The organism is Arthrobacter gengyunqii (assembly GCF_023022985.1).
In the GTDB taxonomy this organism is placed as follows: domain Bacteria; phylum Actinomycetota; class Actinomycetes; order Actinomycetales; family Micrococcaceae; genus Arthrobacter_B; species Arthrobacter_B gengyunqii.
Window position 1 is genome coordinate 74275 of sequence record NZ_CP095461.1, and the last position, 25166, is coordinate 99440.

Here is a 25166-nt window from a genome sequence, read left to right on the forward strand (position 1 = left end):
GCATGTTCGCACCGGAATATGTGTGCCTTGAAGGGGTAAAGGGTGAATTTTCCCGTATCTAGGGGCCAGTATGCTGACGAAACGTGACAAGTCTCACCAGGATTGCGCCTCTGACCTGCACTGTTACGAGGCGGGTCGCGGAACATCCTCTATCGGTGCGCTAAAATTCTCCGTCACTTTTCCAGCTGGGCGGCGACGGACAGGAGCTCTGCCTCTCGGCCGGGGCGTCCGATCAGCTGGATTCCCATGGGCAGCCCGTCCTCGGTCCGGTGGGTGGGAAAGGTGATGGCCGGCAGCCCGCACACATTCACCATTGAGGTGAAGGGGGAGTATTGGCACTGCAGTTCATAGTCCCTGAGGCCCTGCGCATCGCCCTCAAGTGAACTGTCCCAATACCAGCCCACCGGGCGCGGAGTCTGGCCCAGCGCCGGGGTCAGAATCATGTCATAGGCGTTGTAGGCACGGATGGTGTCTTGCTCGAAGCGGTGCAGGACATCGATGGCCGAGACCAGATCCGCCGCGGACCGCTGCTGTGCGCGGCGGCGCACGGCGGCCGTGAGCGGCAGGAGCCGCTCCTCGCCGCCGGCCGGCAGCTCGAGCGCAGCCAGTCCGGCGGTCCACACGGCCTGGAAAGCGTCCGGATAGCGCTCGTCGTAGCTCAGTTGCGCCTCGACGACGTCGTGTCCGGTGCCGGCCAGCGCTTTGATGCCGGCCTCCAGTGCCTGCACCGCCTCCGGGTCCAAGATGATCTCCAAGCGGGAAGAAAAGGGAGAGAGGGTGCTCACTCCGATCCGGAACCTGCCCTCCGCACGTTGGGTGGCCGTAAGGAAGCTTTCCCCGGCGGGTGCTGCGGAGGTTGCATGAAAGTTTGGCTCGGCAACCATGGCGTCCAGCAGCAGCGCGGCATCAGCGGCAGTGCGGGCCAGTGGTCCGGCCACCACAAACTGGCCCAAATCGGACTGCCCGGAACCGGACGGGACGCGGCCGCGGTTCGGTTTGAGGCCAACCAGTCCGGTGGCGGCTGCCGGAATGCGGACTGATCCGCCGCCGTCGGTCCCCGGCGCGAAGGGCAGCATGCCGGCGGCAACGGCCGCGGCGCTGCCTCCGCTGGAGCCGCCGGGACTCAGCGCGGGGGCGAGGGGGTTGCGGGCCGGGGGGCCGATCAGGTTCTCGCTGTAACTGCTCAGGCCGAATTCCGGGACCTGCGTCTTGCCGAGGCTGATGGCGCCGGCCCGGCGCAGCACAGCTGGGAGCGGACCGTCCGCTTCCGGAACATAGGCAGGCAGTGCCGCCGTTCCCAGCGTGGTGGGAACCCCGGCGACGTCGGCAAGGTCCTTGTGTGCAAGCGGCATCCCGTGGAGCAGTCCCAGCGGCCGGCCGCGGGCAAACCGTTCATCGGCGGCGGCGGCGTCCTTCAGTGCCGCTTCCGGAGTGGTCAGGAGAAAGGCGCCCAGAGCCGGGTTCAGCTCCTCGATCCGGGCCAGGAAATGCTCTGTCACCTCACGGGCGCTGATTTCACCGGCGGCAAGGGCATTGCGCAGCTTCAGCGCCGTAAAATCCCGGAGTTCTCCGGATGAAACGGAATGAGGTTGATCAGGCATGTGACCTCCGGGGACGGGAATATTATTTTCCGGGCAAGGCTCCCACTATAGGCTGGGAGGAAGCAGACCCAGGGGGACCTCATGGCGCATCGCCGAAGCTCCCCATGACGCAAGGACAGGAACCGGAAAAATGGAAAACGTATCGGTTGACTCCATCAGCAAGGACGCCAAAATCCTGGACGTGCGTGAAGACTATGAATGGGAGGCCGGCCACATCGACGGCGCACTCCACATTCCGCTGGATTCGCTGCCGGAGAGCCTCGACGATCTTGATCCGGATACGGATCTCGCCGTCATCTGCCGCAGCGGCGGACGCAGCGCACGGGCCACCGCATGGCTGGAGTCCCACGGCTATTCCGCAGTGAATGTCACCGGCGGAATGGGTGCCTGGTTGGAAGCCGGAAAGCCGATGGTCTCCGACAACGGGCAGGATCCCACGGTCGTATGAGCCTTTCGCCAGGCGCCGGTTCCGACGTGTCGGACCCGGTGACCTACACCTATCTGGGACCCGAAGGCACCTTCACCGAAGCAGCACTGCTGCAGGTTCCGGGGGCCGAGACGTCGGAACGCATTCCGGCAACCAGCGTCACCGCCGCCCTGGAAATGGTGCGCAGCGGGCGCGCCTCTGCCGCCGTAGTCCCCATCGAGAACTCGGTGGAGGGTGGTGTCAGCGCCACCCTGGATGCCATCTCCGCCGGCGAGCCGCTGCGCATCCTGCGTGAAATCCTGGTTCCCATCACCTTTGTCCTGGCTGTCCGGCCGGGGCTGGGGTTGGCCGATATCAGCACTGTTTCCACCCATTCACACGCCTGGGCGCAGTGCCGGGACTGGGCCAATACCAATATTCCCCAGGCGGCATATTTGCCGGCTTCCTCCACTGCCGCCGCGGCGGTGGGCCTCCAGGACGCCGAGCCTGGCTTCGACGCGGCCATCTGCTCGCCGTTGGTGGCGCAGCGGCTGGGACTGTCGGTGCTGGCCGCCGGCATCGGCGATGTTGCGGAGGCCGTGACCCGCTTTGTCCTGTTGAGCCTGCCCACGTCCCTGCCCGCCCCCACGGGGGCCGACAAGACCACGCTGGTGGTGCCCCTTCCGGAGGACCATCCGGGCGCCCTTATGGAAATCCTGGACCAGTTCTCCGCCCGCGGAGTAAACCTGAGCCGGATTGAGTCCCGCCCCACAGGGCAGTTCCTGGGGGATTACTTCTTCAGCATCGATGCCGACGGCCACATCCGGGACGCCAGGATGGCTGACGCCCTCAGGGGCCTGCACCGGATCAGCCCGAACCTGCGGTTTCTCGGATCCTATCCCCGGGCGGACCAGCGCGAGCCCGAGGTTCCCCGGCACTGCAGCGACGAAGCGTTCCGGTCCGCTGACCTCTGGCTTGAGGGCGTCCTGGGAAGCTAGTCTCGCGGCAAGGGAAGTTCAACTTCAGCAGCGGTATCCCGCCGAAAAGAAGAGAGCACGATGCGCCTGCGGCGGACCAACTGTGAGCATCCGGGCTACTCGCGGCAGAAGCGGGGCCGCGGCTTCAGCTACCGCGATCCGCGCGGGGACATCATCACCGAGCGGGAAACCCTGGACCGGATCCGTGCGCTGGCAATTCCTCCGGCCTGGACCAACGTGTGGATCAGCCCGCATGCCAACGGCCATATTCAGGCCACCGGCACGGACGCTGCGGGCCGGCGGCAGTACATCTACCATCCGCACTGGCGCGAACTGAAAGACCGGGAAAAGTTCGACCGGTCGCTGGAATTTGCCCAGTCGCTGCCCGCAGCCCGGCGGCTGATCACCAAGCATCTGCGCACCGATGGAACCGGCCCGCAGCGTGCCTTCGCGGCGGCACTGCGGATTGTCGACGCCGGCGCGCTGCGAATCGGAGGAGAGCGCTACGCCGAGGTTAACGGTTCCTACGGCACCACCACCCTGCGTGTTGAGCATGTCACTGTGCAGGGAAACGAGGTGCGGTTCGACTTCCCCGGCAAAAGCGGACAGGAATGGCACACCCTGATTGAGGATCCGGACCTGGTGGCGGCCCTGACGCCAATGCTTGCCCGCCCGGGCGCCGATACGGCGCTGGCTTATGAGGGGATTGACGGCCAGTGGCACAGCATCTCCGCCTCCGCCCTGAACGGCTTCCTTCGTGAAGTCACCGGGGGCGACTTCACGGCCAAGGACTTCCGCACCTGGCAGGCCACCGTGGTTGCTGCCATGCATCTGGCCCGGGCCTTTCCGCTGGCTTCCAGCAAGACCGACAAGCGCAAAACCATTGCCGCCACGGCTAGGAAAGTGGCTGATCACCTGGGAAACACGCCCTCCGTCGCCCGCAAGTCCTATATTGATCCCCGCGTGGTGGACCGTTTTTTCGACGGCGAAGTTATTGAGGTGACGGGGTTTTCCGCCTCGGAGACTGCCGTTCGGGTGATGCTCACGGACTAGGGCCTGCCGGTCCGTGTTTCATCAGCCGGTCAGGCTGGACTTTTCCGGTTTCAGTGTTCATAAGTATGCTGATGTTGTGGGCGCGGCAATTTCCGCACCTGCGCGCTGCAGGGCCTGCCACTGGTCCTGTTTCACTATCAGGAAGGTAAGCGAATGTCTGAGTACCCCAATGAGGAAGAACAGCTGACCGACCCCAAGCCAAGCGGCCAGTCCACCGGTGACGACAACTACCGCGGGGACGCCGGCGATCAGGGCAATGACATTCGGTTCGCCGAGGAAGAAGCACTGATCCGGGAGCAGGCCTCACCGGCGTCGCTGAACAAGGATGACGAGGGTGAATACACGGACCGCGACGATGCCGACGGTGCCGGGAACACCAAGGATGAAGGCGGCTACACGGACGCCGAAGGCACCCAGGACTAGTTCCGACCGCCCGCCCGGGCCGAGGACCGTGCCACGGAGTACGGACTCGGAAGCCGGGGCTGCTGCTGGTCCGGTGACGGTGCCCGGACCAGCAGCGCCAGCGGATCCACCTCCACGCGGACACTGGTTGCTGCGCCGGTCAGATCACCGTCCAGCTGGGTTTCCGTGGGGTGTGCCACCCAAATCTCCACCGTCCGTGCCCGACGGTAGTCGATCATCGGAATGTTCCGCGGATGCTTGGTGACCACTTTGCCGGCCACCCACAGCCAGCCGGCCAGGCTGCGCGGGCTCATAATGACAACGTCCAGCAGCCCGTCATCCATTTTTGCTTCGGGAATGAAGTCGATTCCTGCGGGAAGCTTGCCCAGATTGGCGAACAGGATACTGCGGACCTTGCGCATCTGGGGCGGCTCCCCGTCCAGGGAAATGCTCATCTTGGTGCGGCGTCCGGGCAACAGCCTCACGCCCGCCTCGCTGTAGGCCAGCCAGCCCACCCGTTTCTTCAGGTCATCCCGGGTGGCCGCAATCACCTCGGCGTCCAGCCCGATTCCTCCCATGACGAGGAACGTGCTGCTGCGGCGCTCACCGGTGACTGCGTCATCAAAGTCAATGGTGCCCATGTCAATGCGCCTCTGGTTGCCGTGCAGCGCCGTGCGGATCGACGCCGCCAGGTCCGCCACCGGAATCCCCAGGTTTCGTGCCAGCAGGTTGCCTGTTCCGAGCGGCAGCAGCCCCAATGCGGCAGGGGTGTTGGCCAGCGCCCGGGCCACCTCCCGGACTGTTCCGTCCCCTCCGCCGGCAAGGACGACGTCGGCCCCCAGTTCCACCGCGCGGCGCGCCTGCTCGTAACCGGGGGATTGCCTTGTGGTTTCCAGGATTAGCGGAGGATCCCAGCCGGCCAGTTCACAGGCCTCCGCCAGGAGCGCCCGTGCCGCTGGCGCCTGCAGCTTGACGGGGTTCAGCACCAGAGCAATCCGCTGGTGACCCGGCGCCAGGGTTTTGACCACAATCCGCTTCTTAGCCAGCCGCCGCCGACGCGCCGCCACCTTCCATGCCGCAAGGGCGATCAGGGCAGCGGCCAGCAGTGCAAGAAGGACGATCAGCGGTGCGGACATAGTGATTCCCAGCCTAACCCGGTCCCGGTCAGACGCTCACCGGGGCCCATGCCTGTCCCCGTCAGGGTTTTGGGTACTCTTGAATCGTGATCGATGTTAATGAGCTCCGCGAAAAACCCGAAAAATTCCGAGCCTCCCAGCGCGCCCGCCAGGCGGACGAGTCCCTGGTGGACGCGATCATTGCCGCCGATGCTGCGCGCCGCGATTCGCGCACCCGCTTTGAGGGCCTGCGCGCCGAACAGAATGCCTTCGGCAAGCGCGTCGCCAAGGCCAAGGGAGAGGAAAAGCAGGCTCTCCTGGCCGAGGTCAAAGAACTGGCCGGCGCCGTGAAGGCCGCCGGCGCTGAGGCAGACGCCGCCCAGGCCGAATCTGACGCCCTGCTGCGGCGCATCCCCAACCTGATCCAGGACGGCGTACCCGCCGGCGGTGAGGATGACTTCGAGGTTCTCAAGACGGTCGGCACGCCCCGCGACTTCGAAGCCGAAGGCTTCACCCCCCGCGACCACCTGGAAATCGGTGAACTGCTGGGCGCCATCGACATGGAACGCGGCGCCAAGGTGTCCGGATCCCGGTTCTACTTCCTGCGCGGCGTTGGCGCCCGCCTGGAACTGGCCCTGCTGAACATGGCCATGGACCAGGCCGTCCAGGCCGGTTTCGTGCCCATGATCACCCCCACGCTGGTGCGCCCGGAGACCATGCAGGGCACCGGCTTCGACGTGGCGCACGACGCCGAGATCTACCGGCTCGCCGAAGATGACCTTTATCTGGTGGGCACCTCCGAGGTTCCGTTGGCCGGCTACCACGCCGACGAAATCCTTGACCTCAACGGCGGTCCCGTCCGGTATGCCGGCTGGTCCTCCTGCTACCGCCGCGAGGCCGGCTCGCACGGTAAGGACACCCGCGGCATCATCCGGGTCCACCAGTTCAACAAAGTGGAAATGTTCATCTACACCAAGCCCGAAGACGCCGCCGCGGAACATCAGCGGCTGCTGGCCTGGGAAGAGGAAATGCTGGCCAAGGTGGAGCTGCCCTACCGGGTGATCGACACCGCCGCGGGGGACCTGGGCATGTCCGCGGCCCGGAAGTTCGACTGCGAAGCGTGGGTTCCCACCCAGAACGCCTACCGCGAGCTGACCTCCACCTCCAACTGCACCACGTTCCAGGCCCGGCGCCTGAACATCCGCGAACGCCAGGACGGCGACGGCAAGGGCACCCGCGCCGTCGCCACGCTCAACGGCACCCTGGCCACCACCCGGTGGATCGTGGCCATCCTCGAGCACCACCAGAACCCGGACGGCTCCGTGACGGTTCCGGCTGCCCTGCGTCCGTACCTCGGCGGACTTGAGGTCCTGCCGGTCCTGTAGGAAGGACCGCAGTTCCGATCCAGCGGTGCGGCGGTTCCTGTTCCTTTACCCGGAACAGGAACCGTTTATCCCATCTCACCTGCACACATATGTGAGCCGCGTCCTTTCAGGATCTGCGGCCATCTGTTTAACTAAGGCGATGACTACTTTGACGAGCACCGGCATCGAAGACCGGCAGAACCCTGACCGCAACGTCCACCTGGTGGCACTGGACGTGGACGGCACCCTGGTGGACCATGACGGGCACATGTCCGCCGGTGTCCGCGAAGCCGCCGAAGCTGCGATTGCCGCCGGCCACCACCTGGTCATCGCGACCGGACGGTCCTACGGCGCAGCACTTCCCATCCTGGAGCGGCTCGGCATCACCAAGGGCTACTGCGTCGCCTCCAACGGCGGCGTCACCCTGCGGGTGGATACCTCCCTTCCGGACGGCTACGAAGTCATGGACCGGGTGGTTTTCGATCCCCGGACAGCGCTGGACGCCCTGCGGATCAAGCTGCCCACCGCAAAGTTCGCCCTGGAGGACTCCCACGGCAACTTCCTTTCCACCGAGCGCTTTCAGGATGCCAGCTTTGGCGTGGAGGCCCAGGCGGTGGACTTTGAGCGGCTGCGCAGTGCCGAAGCAGTCCGCGTGGTGGTCTTCAGCGTCGACTCCACGGCGGAGGAGTTCGGTGAGGCTGTCCGAGCCATAGGCCTGCACGGCGTGACATATTCCGTGGGTTGGACCGCCTGGCTGGACATCGCCGCCGAAGGTGTCACCAAGGCCAGCGCACTGGAAAACGTGCGCAGCGCGCTGGGCATTGAGCGGAAGCACACGCTGGCCATGGGAGACGGCCGCAACGACATTGAAATGCTGGGCTGGGCGGCCCGCGGCGTGGCCATGGGCCAGGCTCCGCAGGAAGTGCTGGAGGCAGCCACCGAAGTTACCGGCACTGTCTATGAAGACGGCGCCGCCACCATCCTCCGCGGTCTCGCCGACAGCTAACCGTCCCGCGGGCAGCCTGTTTCAGGCTCCCTGCGCCGCTGGTTCGAAGACCGAAGCTGCAACCGAAAGTGCTGCAGGTCCGGCGCTCAGCGCGAGCAGCCGTGCCGCCGCGGGCCGGGTGGCCCACTCCTCCTGCCAATGGGAACGCACCACGGCCTTGCTGACCGCCTGCGTGGTGATGCCCAGGATTTCCGCAACGTATTTTTGCTGCCCGCGGGCGCCGGGAGTCATAAGGTCCAGCACTTTCCACTCGGCGTCGGTGCGGCTGGCCACGATCTGGCCGAGCAGCCGCAGCACGGCCTGGGCTTCTGCGGCGATGTCCGCGTCCGGTCCGTCCACGGCCAGCGGAATGCGTTCGCCGGTCTTCTGCGCCCGGACCACGGCGCGGCGGGCATACACAAGCCCAAACCCGTCATTGTCCAGGATGTTCTGCTGCAGCGGCGGATGCACCTCGCCGATGCCGATTCCCACGTTCCAGCGCCGCTGCCGGATCGCAGCCAGTGCGGCATCGACCGCCGTGGAGGCATCGGCCAGCACGCCCTGCGCTTCGTCGCCCACGGAGCGCTGAAACGGAACGGCTGCGGGCAGATGGCGGAGCGAACGGATGAGTTCCGGAACCAGGTCCCCCGATTCGCGCGAATCCCGCTGGTTGATCGTCAGCACGTAATGCATGGGTTCAGCATGCCAGAGGACCCCAAAGACAACCGGGATCGGTTGCGGCGCGCCCCGGATGCATCGCCTAGAGTCGGCAGATGAAGAATTCCAGCGGGCAGCCGCCCAACCCAAGACCCGTCTCCCTGATTCCGCTGTTCTTTGCGCTCGGGGTCATTCTGCTGGGCCTTTGGGCTGCATGGGTAACCGGCAGCTGGGTGTTGCTCGCGGTTGCCGTTGCCGTTGCGGTCCTGCCCGCCCGCACCTATGGCGGAGATGTGCGCACTTGGGCGCGGCGGCGGGCCCGGGAGGGCAGGTGAACGAGTAGGAGTCCAAACGACGACGGCGGCCGTCCCCCGGAAAGGGAACGGCCGCCATCGGGCACCTGCTTGATCCGGACCCTGTAACGGCTCCGGGAACGCGCTAGTTGTTCTGGGGGTCGGCGTCGACGTCGCGGCCCTGGGGCTCGTCCTCTTCGCTGCCTTCGCCGAGAGCGGCGAAACGGGCCAGGGAAGCTTCCACCTCGGCCTCGGCTTCCTCACGGCCGGCCCAGTCGGCGGCTTCAACCCACTTGCCGGGCTCCAGATCCTTGTACTTGGTGAAGAAGTGCTTGATCTCGTCAAGCAGGAAATCGGAAACGTCCGAGATGTCCTTGATGTGGTCAAAACGGGGATCAACCGGCACGCACAGGACCTTGGCGTCTCCGCCGCCGTCGTCCACCATGTTGAAGACGCCGATGGGGCGGGATTCCACCAGCACGCCGGGCATCAGGTCGAAGTCCTGGAGCATCACCAGGGCGTCCAGCGGATCGCCGTCTTCGCCGAGGGTGTTCTCAAAGTACCCGTAGTGGGTGGGGTAGGCCATGGACGTGAAGAGGATGCGGTCCAGGCGCAGGCGGTGGGTTTCGTGGTCGATTTCGTACTTGACCCGGGATCCCTTGGGGATCTCGATGGTGACGTCGAGCTTCATGGATACTCCTCTGGCGTGGCACCGGCATGGCACCACAAAACGGAACAGGCTGATAAAAGCGCCAACAGCCGCGTGTTTGTCCGCGTCAGTGCGGGCTGCGGCGCCGGTCTAGTCTTAAAGATATATGTCTTGGTCCGCAATCACTGCCTGACGCAGTGAATGGGGCGGTTGGACAGTCCTTGGAAAACCCTGAAAAAGATTGCGAAAGGCAGCGGTGAGGCCATGGCTCGGGTGTTGTCCGGCCTCCTGCTGACCCTGGTGCTGGCGGTCCTCGTGGTTCCGTTGTGCCTGTATGCGGGTCCCCCGGTCCTGGCCGCGCTTGCGCGGGACCACCCGCAGCGGGAGCTGGTGGTGCCGTCCCACGAGGAGGCCCCGGCGGTCCTGTCCTCCGGGAGCGGGGAGTTTCCGGCGCCGGCCGGCCCGGGTGCGCCCCTGCCGGACGCGGAAGAGCTGGCGGCCCGCCTGGACGCTGAGCTGGAGGTTTCCGGCAGCGGTGAGTTCCACGGGGCCGTGGTGGACGCGCTGACGGGAGAGGTCCTCTATGACCTCGACGGCGGTGCCGCGGCAACTCCGGCCTCCAGCCTGAAGGTCCTCACTGCCGCCGCTGCCCTGTCCGTCCTCGGATCCGACACCCGGTTTGAAACTTCCGTGTATGCAGGAAACACACCCGAAACCGTCGTCCTGACCGGCGGGGGAGATGTGCTTTTGGGCTCCGGCGAAGCGGAGGAGGACGCCGTCGTCGGGCATGCCGGCCTGCAGACGCTGGCGGAGCGGACAGCCGTTGCCCTGGCCGGGCGTGAGGTGTCCGGAACGGTGAGCATCCTGGTGGATGACACCCTGTTCACGGGTGAGGCGCTCTCACCGGCCTGGAATGAAGAGGACATCGAGGCGGGAGAGGCCGCCGCCGTGTATCCGCTGGCGATCAACTCGGCCTGGGCTGTTGAAGGACAGCAGTCCGGTGCCCGGGTGGAGGACGCCGCACTCACCGCCGGAGAGGCTTTCGCCGCCGCCCTGGAAACCGCTGCCGCCGGCTACGGCTTTGAGGTGGATCCCGAGGTCACCCGCGGAACGGCAGGCGACGGCGCAGACCGTTTGGCCTCCGTGTCATCGGCTCCGGTAGCGGAGCAGGTGCGGCAGATGCTGCTCGCCTCGGACAACTACCTGGCGGAAACGCTGGGCCGGATGACGGCGCTCGCGGAGGGCGGCGAAGGCTCCTTCGACGGTGCCGCAGCCGCCGTCGAATCGGCAGTGTCCGGGCTCGGGGTGGACACCTCCGGGATGGTCCTGGCGGACGTCTCAGGACTCGGCAGCGGAACGGAAATCACCGCACTGCAGCTGGCACGGACCGTAAATGCCGCACTGACTTCCGCGGACAACAGCGTCCGCGACCTGCCCTATTCCCTGCCGGTGGCCGGACTGAGCGGAACCCTGGCCTCGCGGTTCACAGACGCAGCCTTCACCGATTCTTCCGCTGATAAGGAAACTCCGGTGGCCGGACTGGTCCGCGCCAAAACCGGCACCCTGCTGGCGGCAACCTCGCTCACCGGATTCGTGACCGACGCCGACGGCCGGCTGCTGTCCTTTGCCTTCGTGGCCAACGGGCTGGAGGGCAACACTGTCCAAGCCCGTGAAGCCGTGGATGCGGCTGCCGCCGCCCTTGCCGGCTGCGGGTGCGGCTGACGCGGTTCGGCGTTCAGCGAACCCTCCTGCCATTGGAGGACCTGTGTGGTCTGATGGACGGATGGAGAGCTATCAGCAGCACCCTGCCCCGGCCGGCCCCGACCTGGTGAACTGGGACCTGGCCGCCGGAACGGCTGCCACCCTCGTGTCCGCCGGACCCAAGATGTCCGCCCGGGAGATCCGCGGGGCAGTGGCGGACCTGCGGGCGCGCGCAGACGAGGCGGTGACCCACGTGCACCGGATCACGGGTTTGGACGCCGCACGCGACCTGCGGGATTCAGAGGTCCTCGTGGTGGACCGCGCGTCCTGGGCCAAAGCGAATTCGCGCAGCTTTGCCGTGTTGATGAATCCTGCGCTCGAGAACCTTGCCCGGACGCATCCGGAGCAGCTCAAGGGCGCCAACACCGCGCTCAGCGGCACCCTGACCGGCGCCCAGCTCGGCGCTGTGCTGGCCTTCCTCTCCTCGAAGGTGCTGGGACAGTACGATCCCTTCGCTGCCCAGACCCCCGGCGGTCCCGCAGGCGGCAGGCTCCTGCTGGTGGCGCCGAACATCATCACCCTGGAACGCGAGCTGAACGTGGATCCCTCGGACTTCCGGCTCTGGGTATGCCTGCACGAGCAAACCCACCGGGTGCAGTTCGCGGCCGCACCCTGGCTGCGCGGGCACATGATCGAACAGATCGGCCTGCTGACCGACGGCTTGATGGACAAGGCCCAAACCCTGTCCGAGCGCCTGGGCCAGGCAGCCAAGACCCTTGCCTCCCCTGAGGGGCGGAATGCCCTCACCGGCAGCAATGACGACGGCGTTCCCCGCCGCCCGATGGACATCATGTCCCTCCTGCAGGACCCGGAGGACAAGAAGCGGATGTCGCACCTGACCGCGGTCATGTCCCTGCTGGAGGGGCACGCCAACGTGGTGATGGACGCCGTGGACGCCAGCATTGTTCCCAGCGTGAAGACCATCCGCCAGCGGTTCAACGCCCGGGGTAAAAGCCACGGCTGGCTGGACCGCTTTTTCCGCCAGATCATGGGCCTGGACGCGAAGATGCGCCAGTACAAGGACGGCTCCAAGTTTGTCCGGTCCGTGGTCGACCGTGCGGGAATGGAAGGGTTCAACCGGGTCTGGGAGGGCCCGGAGAACCTGCCCACCGAAGCCGAAATCCACAACCCGTCCCTCTGGATGACCCGGATGGGGCTCTAACCGAACGTGCAGATGCCAACTGATTCTGATTTCCCCGCCCCCGCCCCCGCCCCCGCTTCCGGCTCCATGGCGGCACGCAGGCCGCGCAAACGCCTGAACCCCACCCTGGGCAAAGCACGCAACATGCTCCGCGACGCCCTGGTGGACGCGGGCCTCGAGCCGCGCGGCACAGCTTCGGCGCCGCCGCCCCTGCTGCTGGTGGCCTGCAGCGGCGGACCCGACTCGCTGGCCCTGGCCGAAGCGGCGTCGTTCTTCGCCCGCCGCGGCGACTACCGGGTGGGTGCCGTCGTCGTGGACCATGCCCTGCAGCCCGGATCGGCCGAGGTGGCCGCGGCAGCCGCAGCGAAGCTAACGGACATGGGGCTGGACCCGGTCCAGGTCCGCGCCGTTTCAGTGCCGGCTTCCGGCATGGGACCCGAGGCCGCGGCCCGGACTGTCCGCTATGCGGCGCTGGATGCGGCCGTGGAAGAGACAGGAGCCGACGCAGTGCTGCTGGGCCACACCCTCGACGACCAGGCCGAGCAGGTGCTCCTGGGCCTGGCCCGCGGATCCGGCACCCGGTCGCTGGCCGGGATGCGCCCCATCCGCGGAAAGTACCTGCGCCCGCTGCTCGGCCTGCGCCGGAGCGAGACCGAGGAAATTTGCGACAGCGAAGGACTGGACCCGTGGTTTGACCCCAGCAATGCGGATCCGGCGTTCGCACGGTCACGGGTCCGGGCCGAGGTGCTGCCCTTCCTGGAGGACAAACTGGGGCCGGGAATTGCCGAAGCACTGTTCCGTTCCTCACGTATTCTCGCCGGTGACGCCGACTACCTCGACGCCGTGAGCGCCGACATGTTCGCCAAGCTGCGCGTGCCGCAGGCACCCGCATCCGGGGCCGGAGACGCTCAGCCGGACATGATCCTGCTGCCCGAGGCGCAGCTGCGGGAGCTGGCTCCGGCGGTGCGGCAGCGCGTTCTGGCCCTCGCCGCCGTCGAACTCGGAGGTGCCCAGCCCAGCTGGGAGCGCCTGCGTTCGGTGGAGGCGCTGCTGAGCCGCACAGGCTCCGCCGGGCCCGTGGAACTGGTCGGCAAAGTCAGCGTGTACCGGCAGGTCCGCAACAATCCGGTTCCCCAAGGCCCCTCCGGCTATGGCAATCTTGTCTTTAGGAAAAAGAGCAGCACCTAAAATCCAGCTGCAACATCTCGCACCCGGGAGCCATTCGTGGATTCACACGACGTCCAGTCAGACCTCAAGCACGTTCTCTACACCAAAGAGCAGATTCAAACACGGGTTAACGAACTCGCGGCAGAGATTGACCGCGATTACGCCGGACGCGACGTCCTGCTGGTTGGCGTGCTCAAGGGTGCCGTGATGGTCATGGCAGACCTGTCCCGTGCCCTGCACAGCCACGTCACCATGGACTGGATGGCAGTTTCCTCCTACGGTTCCGGCACGCAGTCCTCCGGCGTCGTCCGCATCCTCAAGGACCTTGAAACCGACCTTCTGGGCAAGCATGTGCTGATCGTCGAAGACATCATCGACTCCGGCCTTACCCTGTCCTGGCTGCGCACCAACCTGCAGTCCCGCGGACCGGCCAGCGTCGAGATCTGCACGCTGCTGCGCAAGCCCACCGCCGCGAAGGTTGAAATCGACGTCAAGTACGTCGGTTATGACATCCCCAACGAGTTTGTGGTCGGGTACGGCCTGGACTTCGCCGAGAAGTACCGCAACCTGGACTTCATCGGAACCCTGGCTCCGCACGTTTACGAGTAAGCACCAACGCAGTTGGGCGGCACCGGACAACGAGCCTGCGGGCCGCTTCCGGTGCCGCACCCGCGATCAGCATCACGCCGGCCTCCTACGCCCTGAGGGAACTTTCCCGGTATTCCGGACGTGTTCCATCAGGTAACGGTGTATAGCTTGTTCAAGTATATTTCCGCGCATTATCAGCGTTGTTGATCAGGAGGGACGGGGCGCACGCCCTGACGACGAATGAAATCTAAGAACTTCCTCAAGGGCCCGTTTATTTGGATAATCCTGGCGCTGGCCCTTCTTGTGCTCATTCTTCCCACCCTTTCCCCCAGCGGGGCAACACAGGTGGACACGAGCGTGGGCCTTCAGCTGCTCAAGGACCAGAAGGTGGAGCAGGCCAAAATTTACGACGGCGAGCAGCGCGTGGACCTCACGCTCGAGGAGCCGTACAAGGACAGCAGCGGCAAGGAAAGCGAGAACGTCCAGTTCTTCTTCGGCACTGCCCGCGGTGAGGACATTGTTACCGCGGTGAATGAGTCCGGCGCCGAAGGCTTTACCGACCAGCCGGTGCAGACCAACTGGTTCACCAGCTTCTTGGGCCTGTTCCTGCCGTTCATCATTCTCGGCGTCATCTTCTGGTTCCTCCTCTCCCGCATGCAGGGCGGCGGGTCGCAGGTGATGAAGTTCGGAAAGTCCAAGGCAAAGCTGACCAACAAGGACATGCCGCAGGTAACCTTCGCCGACGTCGCCGGCGCTGACGAGGCAGTGGAGGAACTGCACGAAATCAAGGAGTTCCTGCAGGATCCGGCGAAGTTCCAGGCCGTGGGCGCCAAGATCCCCAAGGGCGTGCTGCTGTACGGCCCTCCCGGCACCGGTAAGACCCTGCTGGCCCGCGCTGTGGCCGGCGAGGCCGGAGTGCCCTTCTACTCCATCTCCGGCTCGGACTTCGTCGAGATGTTCGTCGGCGTTGGCGCGTCCCGCGTCCGCGACCTGTTTGAGCAGGCCAAGACCAACTCCCCGGCCATTATCTTCGTGGACGAGATTGACGCCGTCGGCCGTCACCGCGGTGCCGGCGTGGGCGGCGGAAATGACGAGCGCGAGCAGACCCTGAACCAGCTGCTGGTGGAAATGGACGGCTTTGACGGCAATACCAACGTCATCCTGATTGCCGCGACCAACCGTCCCGACGTGCTGGACCCCGCCCTGCTGCGCCCGGGCCGCTTCGACCGCCAGATCGGGGTTGAGGCCCCTGACATGCAGGGACGCCTGCACATCCTGCAGGTGCACGCCAAGGGTAAGCCGATGGCCGAGGGCGTCGACCTGGAAACCGTGGCACGCAAGACCCCCGGTTTCACCGGTGCAGACCTCGCCAACGTGCTCAACGAAGCTGCGCTGCTCACCGCGCGCTCCAACGCCCAGCTCATCGATGACCGGGCACTGGACGAAGCCATCGACCGCGTCATCGCCGGCCCGCAGAAGCGCAGCCGCGTGATGAAGGAACTTGAGCGCAAGATCACCGCCTACCACGAGGGCGGCCACGCCCTGGTGGCAGCGGCGCTGCGCAACACCGACCCCGTCACCAAGGTGACCATCCTGCCCCGCGGCCGCGCCCTGGGTTACACGATGGTGCTGCCGCAGGATGACAAGTACTCGGTCACGCGCAACGAACTGCTGGACCAGCTCGCCTACGCCATGGGCGGACGGGTGGCTGAAGAAATCGTGTTCCACGATCCGTCCACCGGCGCGTCCAACGACATCGAGAAGGCCACCGCCACGGCCCGCAAGATGGTCACTCAGTACGGCATGAGCGAGCGGATCGGTTCCGTGAAGCTCGGCAGCGGCGGCGGTGAACCCTTCCTGGGCCGCGACATGGGCCAGGAACGGAACTACTCCGACCAGGTGGCCTACGTTGTCGATGAGGAAATCCGGCGCCTGCTGGATAACGCCCACGACGAGGCCTACCAGATCCTGACCGAAAACCGGGATGTCCTGGATCGGCTGGCACTGGAACTGCTCGAACGCGAGACGCTGAACCAGGCCGAGATCGCCGAGGTCTTCCACGACGTGCGCAAGCGCGACGTCCGCGAAGTCTGGCTGTCAAAGCCCACCCGACAGGTCCACAGCCTGCCGCCGGTGGTCTCCGCCAAGGAGCGCCGCGAAGCAGCAGCCAACGGGCAGCCGGATCCGGATTCCGTCTCCCCGCAGGACCAGATTGCGGATGCCGACCTGCCCCAGGGCTTCGATGTGTCCAGCAACGGTCTCCCGCAGCCCGAGGGCAGCGGGTCCGGGCATCCCGGCAACCAGGGTGGCGCCGGCGGAACGGCCGGACGCACCGACGGCACCGGCACCCCGGAGCAGAACAACAGCTAGCAGCGAACGGCGGCCCGGCACGAAAGTGCCGGGCCGCCGTCGTTCCGGACACGCACGGTAGGATCAAGCAGTGACGGATTTCGACGATGAACTGACTGAGGAGAATCTCTCCGGTCCCCTGGCTCCCGTGGACCAGCCCCGAATCGAGAAGGCGGTCCGCGAGATCCTGCTGGCCATCGGCGAGGACCCCGACCGCGAAGGGCTGCAGGACACGCCCAAACGCGTGGCGAAGTCGTATGCGGAGATCTTCGCCGGCCTGCACCAGGACCCGGCGGACCTGCTCGCCACCACTTTTGCGATTGAGCATGAAGAGATGGTCCTGGTGAAGGACATTTCGTTCTTCTCCACCTGCGAACATCATCTGGTGCCCTTCCACGGCACCGCGCACATTGGCTACATACCGTCCCAGGACGGCAAGGTTACCGGGCTGAGCAAGCTGGCCCGGCTGGTGGAGGTCTATGCCCGCCGCCCCCAGGTCCAGGAGCGCCTGACCACCCAGATCGTGGAGGCCCTGATGGCCAACCTCAGCCCGCGCGGCGCCATAGTCGTCATCGAGTGCGAGCACCTGTGCATGTCAATGCGCGGGGTACGCAAGCCTGGAGCCAAGACCGTCACCTCGGCGGTGCGCGGCCAGCTGCGCGAAACCGCCACCCGTGCCGAGGCCATGAGCCTCATTCTCGGACGTTAGGACGCCATCCCCATGGATTCACTCGCCGCCGCACCCGGCACCGGTCCGGCCACGTCTCCGCTGCGGCTGCTGAGCCCGGCCCGGGCGCCGCGCCGGTTCGAGGACCTGCCGTCCGACCGCACCCTGGTGATGGGAATCCTGAATGTCACCCCGGATTCCTTCAGCGACGGAGGACGCTTCGCTGACACCGGGGCAGCCGTCGATGCCGGCCTAAAGATGCACTACGACGGCGCCGACCTCATCGATGTGGGCGGCGAGTCCACCCGGCCCGACTCCGTCCGCATCAGCCCCGAAGAGGAACAGGCCCGGATCCTGCCCGTGGTCCGTGCCCTGGTGAAAGCCGGCGTCCTGGTCAGCGTGGACACCATGAACGTGTCAACGGCGGAAGAAGCCATCGCCGCCGGCGCCGTGCTGATCAACGATGTGTCCGGCGTGGAAGTGGACCCGGCCATGCCGGAGCTGGTGGCCCGCACCGGCGTCCACTACGTGCTGATGCACAGCCGCGGGGCGGTCCGCAGCAGCGATCCGCACGCCGCGTACGGTTCAGTGGTGGACGAGGTTCTTTCCGAACTCACCCGGATCCGGAACGCGTTCTACGCCGCCGGCGTCGCGCCAGAGCAGATCATCATCGATCCCGGACTGGGGTTTTCCAAGAACGGCTCCTCCAACTGGGAGCTGCTGCGGGCCACCGAACGCCTGAATGCCCTGGGTCACCGGGTGCTGATTGGCGCATCCCGGAAACGTTTCCTGGGGTCCCTGCTGGCCCGGTCCGGACAGGCGGCCCCGCCCCTGGAACGCGACGACGCCACAGTGGCCGTAACGGCGCTGGCCGCCTTCTCCAACGCCTGGTGCGTGCGCGTGCACAACGTCGGCCCCAGCGTTGACGCCGTCAAGACCACCGCCGCCTGGAAGGGCTGACACATTGGACACCAAGATCACCAGCAACGCCAACACCGCCTCCCGCGCCGTGCGGGACACCATCACCCTTACCGGCATCACCGCGCAGGGCTTCCACGGCGTGTTCGAGGAGGAACGCCGCAACGGCCAGCCCTTTGTCGTGGACCTGGTGCTGCACGCTGACCTGCAGCCCGCCGGAATCAGCGATGACCTGACCAAGACGGCGCACTACGGCATCCTCGCCGAACAGGTGACGGCCATCATCACCGGCGATCCGCTGAACCTGATCGAAGCACTGGCCGAGCGGATCGCCGAAGCCGTCCTCAGCAGTTTTGAGACGGTGGACGCCGTGGAGGTCACCGTGCACAAACCGCAGGCACCCATTACGGTTCCCTTCGGCGACGTGGCAGTGACGATCCGCCGGAGCCGGGCATGAACGCCGGCGCCGTCACCGCAGTCCTGGCCCTGGGCAGCAACCTCGGCGAGAGCCGCGACACGCTGTCCGACGCCGTCGCGCAGCTGGCTGATCATCCCGGCGTCCGCCTGCAGGCAGTTTCCCCGGTGGTGCGCACCCGCCCGGTGGGCGGACCGGACCAGCCCGACTACCTCAACCTGGTGGTGTCCGTGGAGACGGACCTGGCACCGCACGAACTTCTGGCGCACTGCCAGGCAGTTGAGAACGCGCACCACCGCGTGCGCGAAGTCCGCTGGGGGCCGCGGACACTCGACGTCGACATCATCACCTACGGCGATCTTGTGCTCGACGACGAAACCCTGACCCTTCCCCATCCGCGCGCCGCCACCCGTGCCTTCGTGCTCCAGCCCTGGGCCTGGATGGATCCGGACGCCGTGCTTTCGGGAACCCCCGTTGCCGAACTCGCTGCCTCGGCCGAAGACCTTCCCGGCCTGGAAATCTTCGAAGGGGACTGATCCTCACCGTGGGAAGCATCCGATACCGCTGGCTCGCCGTCATTATCCTGGCGTCCGGGGCGGCCGGCTGGCTGGTTAACGACTGGGCCACCCGCAACTCGCTGCCCGCACCGGTCCTGAGCGTCTTCGGGCTGCTGACCGTCCTGCTGATTTCGGGAGCCACCCTCGTTCTGGGGCTGCGGGTGCGGCGCTGGCAGCAGGGCAGCCGCGACCGGGAGCTGGACCCGATTGCTGCCGCCCGCACGCTGGTCCTGGCCCAGGCGACCGCGTACGCGGGTTCGCTCCTGTTCGGCTGGCACGCCGGAATCTTCCTCGAGCAGCTGCCCCTGTGGTCCCTGCGTCCGGGGCATGCTGCCACCTGGGGGTCATTGGCTATGATCGCCGGAGGGGTGCTCATGATCTCCGTTGGTCTGCTGGTGGAACGTTTCTGCCGGCTGCCGCCGGGTGATTCAAACGGGCGCGGCACCGCCGCCCGCCCGGACGCCCCGGACGAACGGGAAGACGGAGAATATGCCTAGCGAAGCCATCGATCCGGACGGTCTGTCCTGGGAGCACATCTCGCCCAGGTACCTCACAGTCCGCCTCATCGGCTGGGCGGTGGAAACCCTGCTCACCGTGGCCGTCACCTGCGTTCCCCTGATTCTTCTGAGCATGGGGATCTGGACCTGGGTTCCGGACTGGCTGGCCTGGGGCCTTCCAGCGCTGACCGCCGCCGGATACCTCTGGCGCGGAGTGCTGCTGCCGCGCCAGGTGCGTGCCGTCTGCTACGCCGAGCGCAACGAGGACTTCCTGCTGCGCCGCGGCATCTTCTTCCAGCGAACTCTCGTGGTTCCCTACGGCCGGATGCAGTATGTGGACGTGACGGTGGGACCGCTCGAACGTGCCTTCGGCCTGTGCTCCCTGAAACTGCACACTGCCGCGCCCGGAACCAACGCTGATCTCCCTGGCCTGCCGGCCTCCGAGGGTGCACGCCTGCGTGAGCACCTGTCCGAACGCGGCGAAACGCAGTTGGCCGGACTGTGAGCGTTCCGCAGGACGGGGAGTGGTCCCGTGTCCATCCGGTGTCACCGCTGGTCCGCGGCTGGATCGCGCTGGCCGCGATCGCCTTTGTTATTGGCCGGAACTGGTTCGAAGAGGTCGCCGGCTTCCGCGGGAACAGCGCCGGACCCGGCGAACCGCTCGACGGAACAGCGCTGCTGATCGGTGCCGGAATCCTCGCCGTGGTCCTGGTGATCCTTGCCGGCATGTTTTTCCTGTCCTGGTGGTTTACCCGTTATCAGGTCACCGACGAGCACGTCCGTGTCCATTCCGGCGTGGTGTTCCGCAAACAGCGGCAGGCACGCCTGGACCGGGTGCAGGCCATCGACATTGTCCAGCCCCTCCTGGCACGGCTGTTCGGGCTGGCTGAACTGCGTTTCGAGGTTGCCGACGCGGGAGAATCAGCGGTCCAGCTTGCCTATCTGAAGCTCGATGATGCTCACCGCCTTCGTGCCCTGCTCCTGGACCGTGCTTCCGGTGCAGGCACGGGAACCGGGATGGAAACCGGTTCCGGAATTACGGGAGCAAAGTCCGGCGGCACAGAATCCGACGGTATGCCGGGGTCCGGGGCCGCTGCCGGCGGCAACGCGCACTCCGGAGCCGGCGGCGCCCCGGGGGAAACCCCGGAGCAGCCCGTCCTGGAGCTGCGCCCGGGCCGGGTCATCGCCTCCACCCTGCTCTCCGGCACCACCTTGTTCCTGCTCATCGGCGTCATTGCTGTCCTCATTGTCACCGCCGCCACAGGCGAAGCAATCAGCCTGGCCATCCTGCTGCCCATCCTGTTTGGCACCGTCGGAGGGTACTGGACCGAGTTCTCCACCTCCTTCAACTTCCGCGCCGCGGTGTCCCGGGACGGTATCCGGCTGCGCTACGGGCTGCTGGACACCCGCACGCAGACAGTGCCTCCGGGCCGGATCCAGGCTGTGTCCGTGACGCAGTCACCCCTGTGGCGGCTGACCGGCTGGTACCGGGTGTCGGTCAACGTGGCCGGTTACGGCGCCGGCACCAACTCCGACACCCAGGCCCGCACCAAGCTGCTGCCTGCCGGCACGCTCACCGAAGTGTTTGCCGTCCTTGCCCTGGTTCTCCCGCAGCCGGGAACCGACCGTCCGGTGGACCTCTTCACTGCCGGAATCACGGGACGGGACAGCGTTGACGGTTTCACGACGACGCCGCGCCGCGCCCGCTGGATAGCGCCGCTGGCGTGGCGCCGCAACGGTTTTGCCCTGACTGACACGGCATTGCTGATCCGCAGCGGCGCGCTTTGGCGGGTCCTGTCAGTGGTCCCGCACGAACGGACCCAGTCCATGGCCCTGCAGCAGGGTCCGCTGCGCCGGCGCTTTGGCACCAGTGACCTGATCCTGCATTCCACTCCCGGTCCCGTCCGGCCGCATGTGCGGAAAATCGACGACGACGACGCGCGCCGGCTGTTCCGGGAGCAGGCCGCCAGGGCACGCGATGCCCGGCGCCGGGACCGCACCATCCGGTGGAACAGCCCCGCCGGCACCGGACCAACTTCGCCGTCAACCGCGGCCGGCACCGTCGGTTCACCCGCGGGGCATGATGCACCGCTTTCCCCTGACCCGGTTTCCAAGGAGTACCCCCATGAACAGCTCTGATACGAGCACCGCAGAGAAGCGGCGGCGCGGCCGGCTAGGCATCGGCGTGATCGGCGCCGGCCGGGTTGGAGCCGTCCTCGGCGCGGCCCTGCGCGCAGCTGAGCACGCCGTCGTCGGCGTTTCCGCAGTGAGCGAGGAAAGCCGTGAACGCGCCGCCAACCTGCTGCCCGGCGTCCCCATCCTGGAGATTCCCGACATTGTGGAACGCTCTGAACTGGTGCTCCTGGCCGTTCCCGATGACGCCCTGGGGCCGCTGGTTTCCGGACTGGCGGCAACCAACGCCTGGCAGGCAGGACAGCTTGTTGCCCACACGTCGGGCCGCTTCGGCACGGAGATCCTCGAGCCGGCCCGCCGGGCCGGCGCCATCCCGCTGGCCCTGCATCCGGCCATGACCTTCACCGGCATGAGCCTGGACCTGACCCGGCTGGCGGATTGCTCCTTCGGCGTGACGGCACCCACTGCCGTGCTGCCCATTGCCCAGGCACTGGTGGTGGAGATGGGTGCCGAGCCGGTGGTCATCGACGAGGCGGACCGGGTCAACTACCATCTGGCGCTGGCGCATGCCTCCAACCATCTGGTCACTATCGCGGCCCAATCCACCCAGCTGCTCAAGGACATTGGCGTGGAAAACCCGGACCGCCTGCTGGGTCCGCTGATGCGCGCTTCGCTGGAAAACGCCCTGGCCTCCGGCGAGCATGCCCTGACCGGCCCCGTTGCCCGCGGAGACGCCGGAACCGTGGCAGCCCACCTCGAGGAAATGGCAGCCCAGGACAGTGCCGGGCTGCGGGACACCTACCGTGCCCTTTCACTGGCCACCGCGCTGCGGGCCATCGACCGCGGGCTGTTGAGTGAAACCCGGGGCAAGGCCGTCATCGACGCCCTGACCCGGGACGCGGACGGACAATGAGCGCGCCGCGGCTGCTGCACACGGCAGCGGAACTGAAGGCTGCCATCGCTGAAACGCTCGCGGCCAAAGCTGCCGCGAGGAGTGCCGGTGGCGACGGCGCCGGGGACAGGAAGCCGGACGGCCCGCTCAGTCTTGGGCTGGTTCCCACCATGGGTGCCCTGCATACGGGGCATCGCGCGATGATGGACGCCGCCCGGGCGGAGAACGACGTCGTTGTTGCCACGGTGTTCGTCAATCCCCTGCAGTTCAACGATCCGGAAGACCTGCGGCGTTATCCGCGCACCCTTGAAGCGGATCTTGAACTGCTCGGCGACGCCGGGGTGGACCTCGTATTCGCGCCCGAAGAGTCGGAAGTGTACCCAGGGGGACCGCCGCTGGTTCGGGTGAGCTCCGGGGAGCTGGGAAACCGTTACGAGGGAGCCTCGCGGCCAGGGCATTTCGACGGTGTGCTGACCGTGGTGGCCAAGCTCCTGCACTATGCCGCTCCCACCGCTTCCCCGGCCGTGTCCCCCGTCCGCTACCGTGCGTACTTTGGGCAGAAGGATGCCCAGCAGCTGGCGCTGATCCGGCGGATGGCTGCGGACCTTGGGTTCGACGCGGAAATCAAAGCCGTTCCCGTGGTCCGGTCAGCGGACGGACTGGCCGAATCCAGCCGCAATGTTTTCCTGGACCCGGCCCACCGCCGAGCCGCAGCGGTGCTTTCCCGCGCCCTGTTTGCCCTGCGGGACTCCGTTTCCGCCGGCTCGCCCCCGGACCTGGCCGGCGCCGTCGCCCTCGTGGAAGCGGAACCGCTGGTGGAACTGGACTACTTCGACATCGTGGATCCGCAGACGCTGCAGCCGCTGGGGTCCGCCGACCGTCCGCTGGAAAAACCCGCGCTGGCACTTCTGGCGGCGCAGGTGGGCCCCGTGCGCCTGATCGACAACCTGCCGCTGGAGATTCCAAGGACCGGTTAAACCACCCGGCTGAGCGGCCGCCGTGAACAAGCTGGGTGCGGGCCGTAAGCCTGCGCCGCGCGGCTCTGTAAACTTAAGGGTGTGACCACATCTAACTCCGTTCCCGGATCCAACCCCGTTCCCGAAGCAGCCGACACGTCTGAGCAGATGCGCATCCGCGCAGAGAAGCGGGCTCGTCTCATCGCCAGCGGTTCAGAGGCCTACCCGGTGGGTGTGGAACGCACGCACTCCCTTAAAGAGATTCGGGAAAAGTTCGGGCACCTGCAGGCCGATGAGACCAGCGGCGAGACTGTCGGCGTGACCGGCCGCGTCGTCTTCATCCGCAACACCGGCAAGCTGTGCTTCGCCACCCTCCAGGAGGGAAACGGCACCCGCGTGCAGGCCATGCTCAGCCTGGCTGTCGTTGGCGAAGAGGCCCTGGCCGAGTGGAAGGCCCTCGTGGATCTCGGGGACCACGTCTTCATCCGCGGCGAAGTCATTTCCTCGCGCCGCGGCGAGCTCTCGGTCATGGCTGAATCATGGTCCATGGCCTCGAAGGCACTGCGCCCCCTGCCGGTGCTGCACGCCGGATTGAACGAGGAGACCCGGGTCCGGCAGCGCTACGTGGATCTCATGGTCCGCGAGGAAGCCCGCGACATGGTCTACAAGCGCGCGGCGATCATCCGCGGCGTCCGGGACACCCTGCACAACCACGGTTACGTGGAAGTGGAAACTCCCATGCTGCAGCTGATCCACGGCGGAGCGGCGGCACGTCCGTTTGAAACGCACCTTAACGCCTTTGACCAGAAAATGACCCTGCGGATCGCCACCGAGCTGTACCTAAAGCGGGCGGTTGTCGGCGGCATTGAACGGGTCTTTGAGCTGGGCCGCATTTTCCGCAATGAGGGTGTGGACTCCACCCACAGCCCTGAATTCACCACGCTGGAATGCTATGAGGCGTACGCGGACCAGTACGTGATGGCGGACCGCATCAAGGAAATCATCCTGCACTGCGCCGACCTGGTGGGCAGCCGCCAGATCGAAACGGAGGCCGGAACCATTGATTTGGACGGCGAATGGAAGTGGCTGTCCGTTTACCCCGGCCTTTCCGAAGCCGTCGGTGAGGAAATCACCCCCGATACCAGCGCCGAGACCCTGCGCGGAATTGCCGAAAAGCATGACGTCAAGGTGGACCCGAAATGGGACGCCGAAAAGCTGGTGGTCGAGCTGTTCGGTGAAATTGTCGAACCCACCTTGATCCAGCCGACCTTCGTGTATGACTATCCGCCGTCGGCCCAGCCGCTGGCCCGCCCCAACCGCAATGACCCCCGCCTCATTGAGGCCTGGGACCTCATCATCGGGGGCATGGAGCGCGGCACCGCCTTCTCGGAGCTCATCGACCCCGTCATTCAGCGCGAGCGTCTCACCGCGCAGTCCCTCAAGGCTGCCGGAGGCGACGATGAAGCGATGGCCCTTGACGAGGACTTCCTCCGTGCCCTTGAATACGGTGCACCGCCCATGGGCGGCATCGGTCTGGGAATTGACCGTCTCGTGATGCTTTTCACGAACACAGGTATCCGGGAAACAATTTTGTTCCCCCTGCTAAAGCCGGAAATGGGTTAG

Annotated in this window: 26 protein-coding genes; 22 read left to right on the plus strand and 4 right to left on the minus strand. The window is 66.4% G+C overall.

What is annotated here, in order from left to right; genetic code table 11:
- Positions 1-173: 173 nt before the first annotated feature.
- Positions 174-1601, minus strand: a complete 1428-nt coding sequence (locus MUG94_RS00355) for an amidase (RefSeq protein WP_227907428.1) — start codon at positions 1599-1601, stop codon at positions 174-176.
- Positions 1602-1731: 130 nt separating this feature from the next.
- Between MUG94_RS00355 and MUG94_RS00360 the strand changes: the two genes are divergently transcribed.
- The 4 genes from MUG94_RS00360 (at position 1732) to MUG94_RS00375 (ending at position 4460) form a co-directional block, all read left to right on the plus strand.
- Positions 1732-2049, plus strand: a complete 318-nt coding sequence (locus tag MUG94_RS00360) for a rhodanese-like domain-containing protein (protein ID WP_227907430.1) — start codon at positions 1732-1734, stop codon at positions 2047-2049.
- Complete coding sequence (pheA, locus tag MUG94_RS00365; protein ID WP_227907431.1) at positions 2046-3005, plus strand: prephenate dehydratase; 960 nt, start codon at positions 2046-2048, stop codon at positions 3003-3005. Before MUG94_RS00360 ends, pheA begins: the two co-directional genes overlap by 4 nt.
- 60 nt (positions 3006-3065) lie before the next feature.
- On the plus strand, positions 3066-4037 hold the full coding sequence (locus MUG94_RS00370; RefSeq protein WP_227907433.1) for a DNA topoisomerase IB: 972 nt from the start codon (positions 3066-3068) through the stop codon (positions 4035-4037).
- 153 nt (positions 4038-4190) lie between these two features.
- Positions 4191-4460, plus strand: coding sequence for a hypothetical protein (locus tag MUG94_RS00375; protein ID WP_227907438.1), 270 nt, complete (start codon positions 4191-4193; stop codon positions 4458-4460).
- On the opposite strand, the gene MUG94_RS00380 is transcribed toward MUG94_RS00375, so the two are convergent.
- Positions 4457-5575 (minus strand): diacylglycerol/lipid kinase family protein, encoded by a 1119-nt coding sequence (locus MUG94_RS00380; protein WP_227907440.1) that lies wholly within the window; start codon positions 5573-5575, stop codon positions 4457-4459. The genes MUG94_RS00375 and MUG94_RS00380 overlap by 4 nt on opposite strands.
- A gap of 86 nt (positions 5576-5661) precedes the next feature.
- On the opposite strand from MUG94_RS00380, the gene serS reads away from it, so the two are divergent.
- Entirely contained in the window at positions 5662-6939 is a 1278-nt protein-coding gene (serS, locus tag MUG94_RS00385; RefSeq protein ID WP_227907446.1) for a serine--tRNA ligase, read from the plus strand.
- 139 nt (positions 6940-7078) lie between these two features.
- On the plus strand, positions 7079-7924 hold the full coding sequence (locus MUG94_RS00390) for an HAD family hydrolase (protein WP_227891005.1): 846 nt from the start codon (positions 7079-7081) through the stop codon (positions 7922-7924).
- Between the two features lie 21 nt (positions 7925-7945).
- Here MUG94_RS00390 and MUG94_RS00395 read toward each other — a convergent pair whose 3' ends face one another.
- Positions 7946-8596, minus strand: coding sequence for a hypothetical protein (locus MUG94_RS00395; RefSeq protein ID WP_227907448.1), 651 nt, complete (start codon positions 8594-8596; stop codon positions 7946-7948).
- A gap of 80 nt (positions 8597-8676) precedes the next feature.
- Here MUG94_RS00395 and MUG94_RS00400 point away from each other — a divergent pair, with 80 nt between their 5' ends.
- Positions 8677-8895 (plus strand): hypothetical protein, encoded by a 219-nt coding sequence (locus MUG94_RS00400; RefSeq protein WP_227907450.1) that lies wholly within the window; start codon positions 8677-8679, stop codon positions 8893-8895.
- 103 nt (positions 8896-8998) lie between these two features.
- Here the strand turns inward: MUG94_RS00400 and MUG94_RS00405 are convergent, their stop codons facing one another.
- Positions 8999-9544: an inorganic diphosphatase gene (locus tag MUG94_RS00405; RefSeq protein ID WP_104053548.1), complete on the minus strand. Its 546-nt coding sequence runs from the start codon at positions 9542-9544 to the stop codon at positions 8999-9001.
- 222 nt (positions 9545-9766) lie between these two features.
- On the opposite strand from MUG94_RS00405, the gene dacB reads away from it, so the two are divergent.
- From dacB to lysS, 15 genes are all read left to right on the plus strand, one after another.
- Complete coding sequence (gene dacB, locus MUG94_RS00410; RefSeq protein WP_227907452.1) at positions 9767-11224, plus strand: D-alanyl-D-alanine carboxypeptidase/D-alanyl-D-alanine endopeptidase; 1458 nt, start codon at positions 9767-9769, stop codon at positions 11222-11224.
- A gap of 61 nt (positions 11225-11285) precedes the next feature.
- A complete protein-coding gene (locus tag MUG94_RS00415; protein ID WP_227891134.1) occupies positions 11286-12425 on the plus strand; it encodes a zinc-dependent metalloprotease in 1140 nt (379 codons plus the stop codon).
- A gap of 12 nt (positions 12426-12437) precedes the next feature.
- Positions 12438-13592: a tRNA lysidine(34) synthetase TilS gene (gene tilS / locus MUG94_RS00420; RefSeq protein ID WP_423724308.1), complete on the plus strand. Its 1155-nt coding sequence runs from the start codon at positions 12438-12440 to the stop codon at positions 13590-13592.
- Positions 13593-13628: 36 nt separating this feature from the next.
- Positions 13629-14180 carry a hypoxanthine phosphoribosyltransferase gene (hpt, locus tag MUG94_RS00425; RefSeq protein ID WP_227891010.1) on the plus strand — a complete coding sequence of 184 codons (552 nt, stop codon included), beginning with the start codon at positions 13629-13631 and terminating at the stop codon, positions 14178-14180.
- A gap of 219 nt (positions 14181-14399) precedes the next feature.
- Entirely contained in the window at positions 14400-16529 is a 2130-nt protein-coding gene (gene ftsH / locus MUG94_RS00430) for an ATP-dependent zinc metalloprotease FtsH (protein WP_227891011.1), read from the plus strand.
- A 70-nt stretch (positions 16530-16599) separates the two neighbouring features.
- Positions 16600-17217 (plus strand): GTP cyclohydrolase I FolE, encoded by a 618-nt coding sequence (gene folE, locus MUG94_RS00435; RefSeq protein WP_227891012.1) that lies wholly within the window; start codon positions 16600-16602, stop codon positions 17215-17217.
- 12 nt (positions 17218-17229) lie between these two features.
- A complete protein-coding gene (gene folP / locus MUG94_RS00440) occupies positions 17230-18135 on the plus strand; it encodes a dihydropteroate synthase (RefSeq protein WP_227907454.1) in 906 nt (301 codons plus the stop codon).
- Between the two features lie 4 nt (positions 18136-18139).
- Complete coding sequence (gene folB / locus MUG94_RS00445) at positions 18140-18550, plus strand: dihydroneopterin aldolase (RefSeq protein WP_227907456.1); 411 nt, start codon at positions 18140-18142, stop codon at positions 18548-18550.
- A complete protein-coding gene (gene folK, locus MUG94_RS00450) occupies positions 18547-19044 on the plus strand; it encodes a 2-amino-4-hydroxy-6-hydroxymethyldihydropteridine diphosphokinase (protein ID WP_227907457.1) in 498 nt (165 codons plus the stop codon). The genes folB and folK overlap by 4 nt, the downstream gene beginning before the upstream one ends.
- A gap of 8 nt (positions 19045-19052) precedes the next feature.
- The gene (locus MUG94_RS00455) at positions 19053-19562 is read left to right on the plus strand and encodes a DUF3180 domain-containing protein (RefSeq protein ID WP_227891016.1); all 510 of its coding nucleotides are present in this window, start codon (positions 19053-19055) and stop codon (positions 19560-19562) included.
- Positions 19555-20067 carry a PH domain-containing protein gene (locus tag MUG94_RS00460; protein WP_227907458.1) on the plus strand — a complete coding sequence of 171 codons (513 nt, stop codon included), beginning with the start codon at positions 19555-19557 and terminating at the stop codon, positions 20065-20067. Before MUG94_RS00455 ends, MUG94_RS00460 begins: the two co-directional genes overlap by 8 nt.
- Positions 20064-21701, plus strand: coding sequence for a PH domain-containing protein (locus tag MUG94_RS00465; protein ID WP_227907459.1), 1638 nt, complete (start codon positions 20064-20066; stop codon positions 21699-21701). The genes MUG94_RS00460 and MUG94_RS00465 overlap by 4 nt, the downstream gene beginning before the upstream one ends.
- Positions 21688-22608, plus strand: a complete 921-nt coding sequence (locus tag MUG94_RS00470; RefSeq protein ID WP_227907460.1) for a Rossmann-like and DUF2520 domain-containing protein — start codon at positions 21688-21690, stop codon at positions 22606-22608. The genes MUG94_RS00465 and MUG94_RS00470 overlap by 14 nt, the downstream gene beginning before the upstream one ends.
- Positions 22605-23564: a pantoate--beta-alanine ligase gene (gene panC / locus MUG94_RS00475; RefSeq protein ID WP_227907462.1), complete on the plus strand. Its 960-nt coding sequence runs from the start codon at positions 22605-22607 to the stop codon at positions 23562-23564. Before MUG94_RS00470 ends, panC begins: the two co-directional genes overlap by 4 nt.
- Before the next feature lie 147 nt (positions 23565-23711).
- Complete coding sequence (gene lysS, locus MUG94_RS00480) at positions 23712-25166, plus strand: lysine--tRNA ligase (RefSeq protein ID WP_227907565.1); 1455 nt, start codon at positions 23712-23714, stop codon at positions 25164-25166.

Excerpts from the sequence above, each read along its gene's own strand:
- MUG94_RS00380 (WP_227907440.1), bottom strand. The coding sequence starts at position 5,575 with ATGTCCGCACCGCTGATCGTCCTTCTTGCACTGCTGGCCGCTGCCCTG.
- MUG94_RS00360 (WP_227907430.1), top strand. The coding sequence starts at position 1,732 with ATGGAAAACGTATCGGTTGACTCCATCAGCAAGGACGCCAAAATCCTG.
- tilS (WP_423724308.1), top strand. The coding sequence starts at position 12,438 with ATGCCAACTGATTCTGATTTCCCCGCCCCCGCCCCCGCCCCCGCTTCC.
- panC (WP_227907462.1), top strand. The coding sequence starts at position 22,605 with ATGAGCGCGCCGCGGCTGCTGCACACGGCAGCGGAACTGAAGGCTGCC.
- lysS (WP_227907565.1), top strand. The coding sequence starts at position 23,712 with ATGCGCATCCGCGCAGAGAAGCGGGCTCGTCTCATCGCCAGCGGTTCA.
- MUG94_RS00460 (WP_227907458.1), top strand. The coding sequence starts at position 19,555 with ATGCCTAGCGAAGCCATCGATCCGGACGGTCTGTCCTGGGAGCACATC.
- MUG94_RS00375 (WP_227907438.1), top strand. The coding sequence starts at position 4,191 with ATGTCTGAGTACCCCAATGAGGAAGAACAGCTGACCGACCCCAAGCCA.
- MUG94_RS00400 (WP_227907450.1), top strand. The coding sequence starts at position 8,677 with ATGAAGAATTCCAGCGGGCAGCCGCCCAACCCAAGACCCGTCTCCCTG.
- MUG94_RS00390 (WP_227891005.1), top strand. The coding sequence starts at position 7,079 with ATGACTACTTTGACGAGCACCGGCATCGAAGACCGGCAGAACCCTGAC.
- ftsH (WP_227891011.1), top strand. The coding sequence starts at position 14,400 with ATGAAATCTAAGAACTTCCTCAAGGGCCCGTTTATTTGGATAATCCTG.
- MUG94_RS00405 (WP_104053548.1), bottom strand. The coding sequence starts at position 9,544 with ATGAAGCTCGACGTCACCATCGAGATCCCCAAGGGATCCCGGGTCAAG.
- folK (WP_227907457.1), top strand. The coding sequence starts at position 18,547 with ATGAACGCCGGCGCCGTCACCGCAGTCCTGGCCCTGGGCAGCAACCTC.
- MUG94_RS00395 (WP_227907448.1), bottom strand. The coding sequence starts at position 8,596 with ATGCATTACGTGCTGACGATCAACCAGCGGGATTCGCGCGAATCGGGG.
- pheA (WP_227907431.1), top strand. The coding sequence starts at position 2,046 with ATGAGCCTTTCGCCAGGCGCCGGTTCCGACGTGTCGGACCCGGTGACC.
- dacB (WP_227907452.1), top strand. The coding sequence starts at position 9,767 with ATGGCTCGGGTGTTGTCCGGCCTCCTGCTGACCCTGGTGCTGGCGGTC.
- MUG94_RS00415 (WP_227891134.1), top strand. The coding sequence starts at position 11,286 with ATGGAGAGCTATCAGCAGCACCCTGCCCCGGCCGGCCCCGACCTGGTG.
- folP (WP_227907454.1), top strand. The coding sequence starts at position 17,230 with ATGGATTCACTCGCCGCCGCACCCGGCACCGGTCCGGCCACGTCTCCG.
- MUG94_RS00370 (WP_227907433.1), top strand. The coding sequence starts at position 3,066 with ATGCGCCTGCGGCGGACCAACTGTGAGCATCCGGGCTACTCGCGGCAG.
- MUG94_RS00355 (WP_227907428.1), bottom strand. The coding sequence starts at position 1,601 with ATGCCTGATCAACCTCATTCCGTTTCATCCGGAGAACTCCGGGATTTT.
- MUG94_RS00470 (WP_227907460.1), top strand. The coding sequence starts at position 21,688 with ATGAACAGCTCTGATACGAGCACCGCAGAGAAGCGGCGGCGCGGCCGG.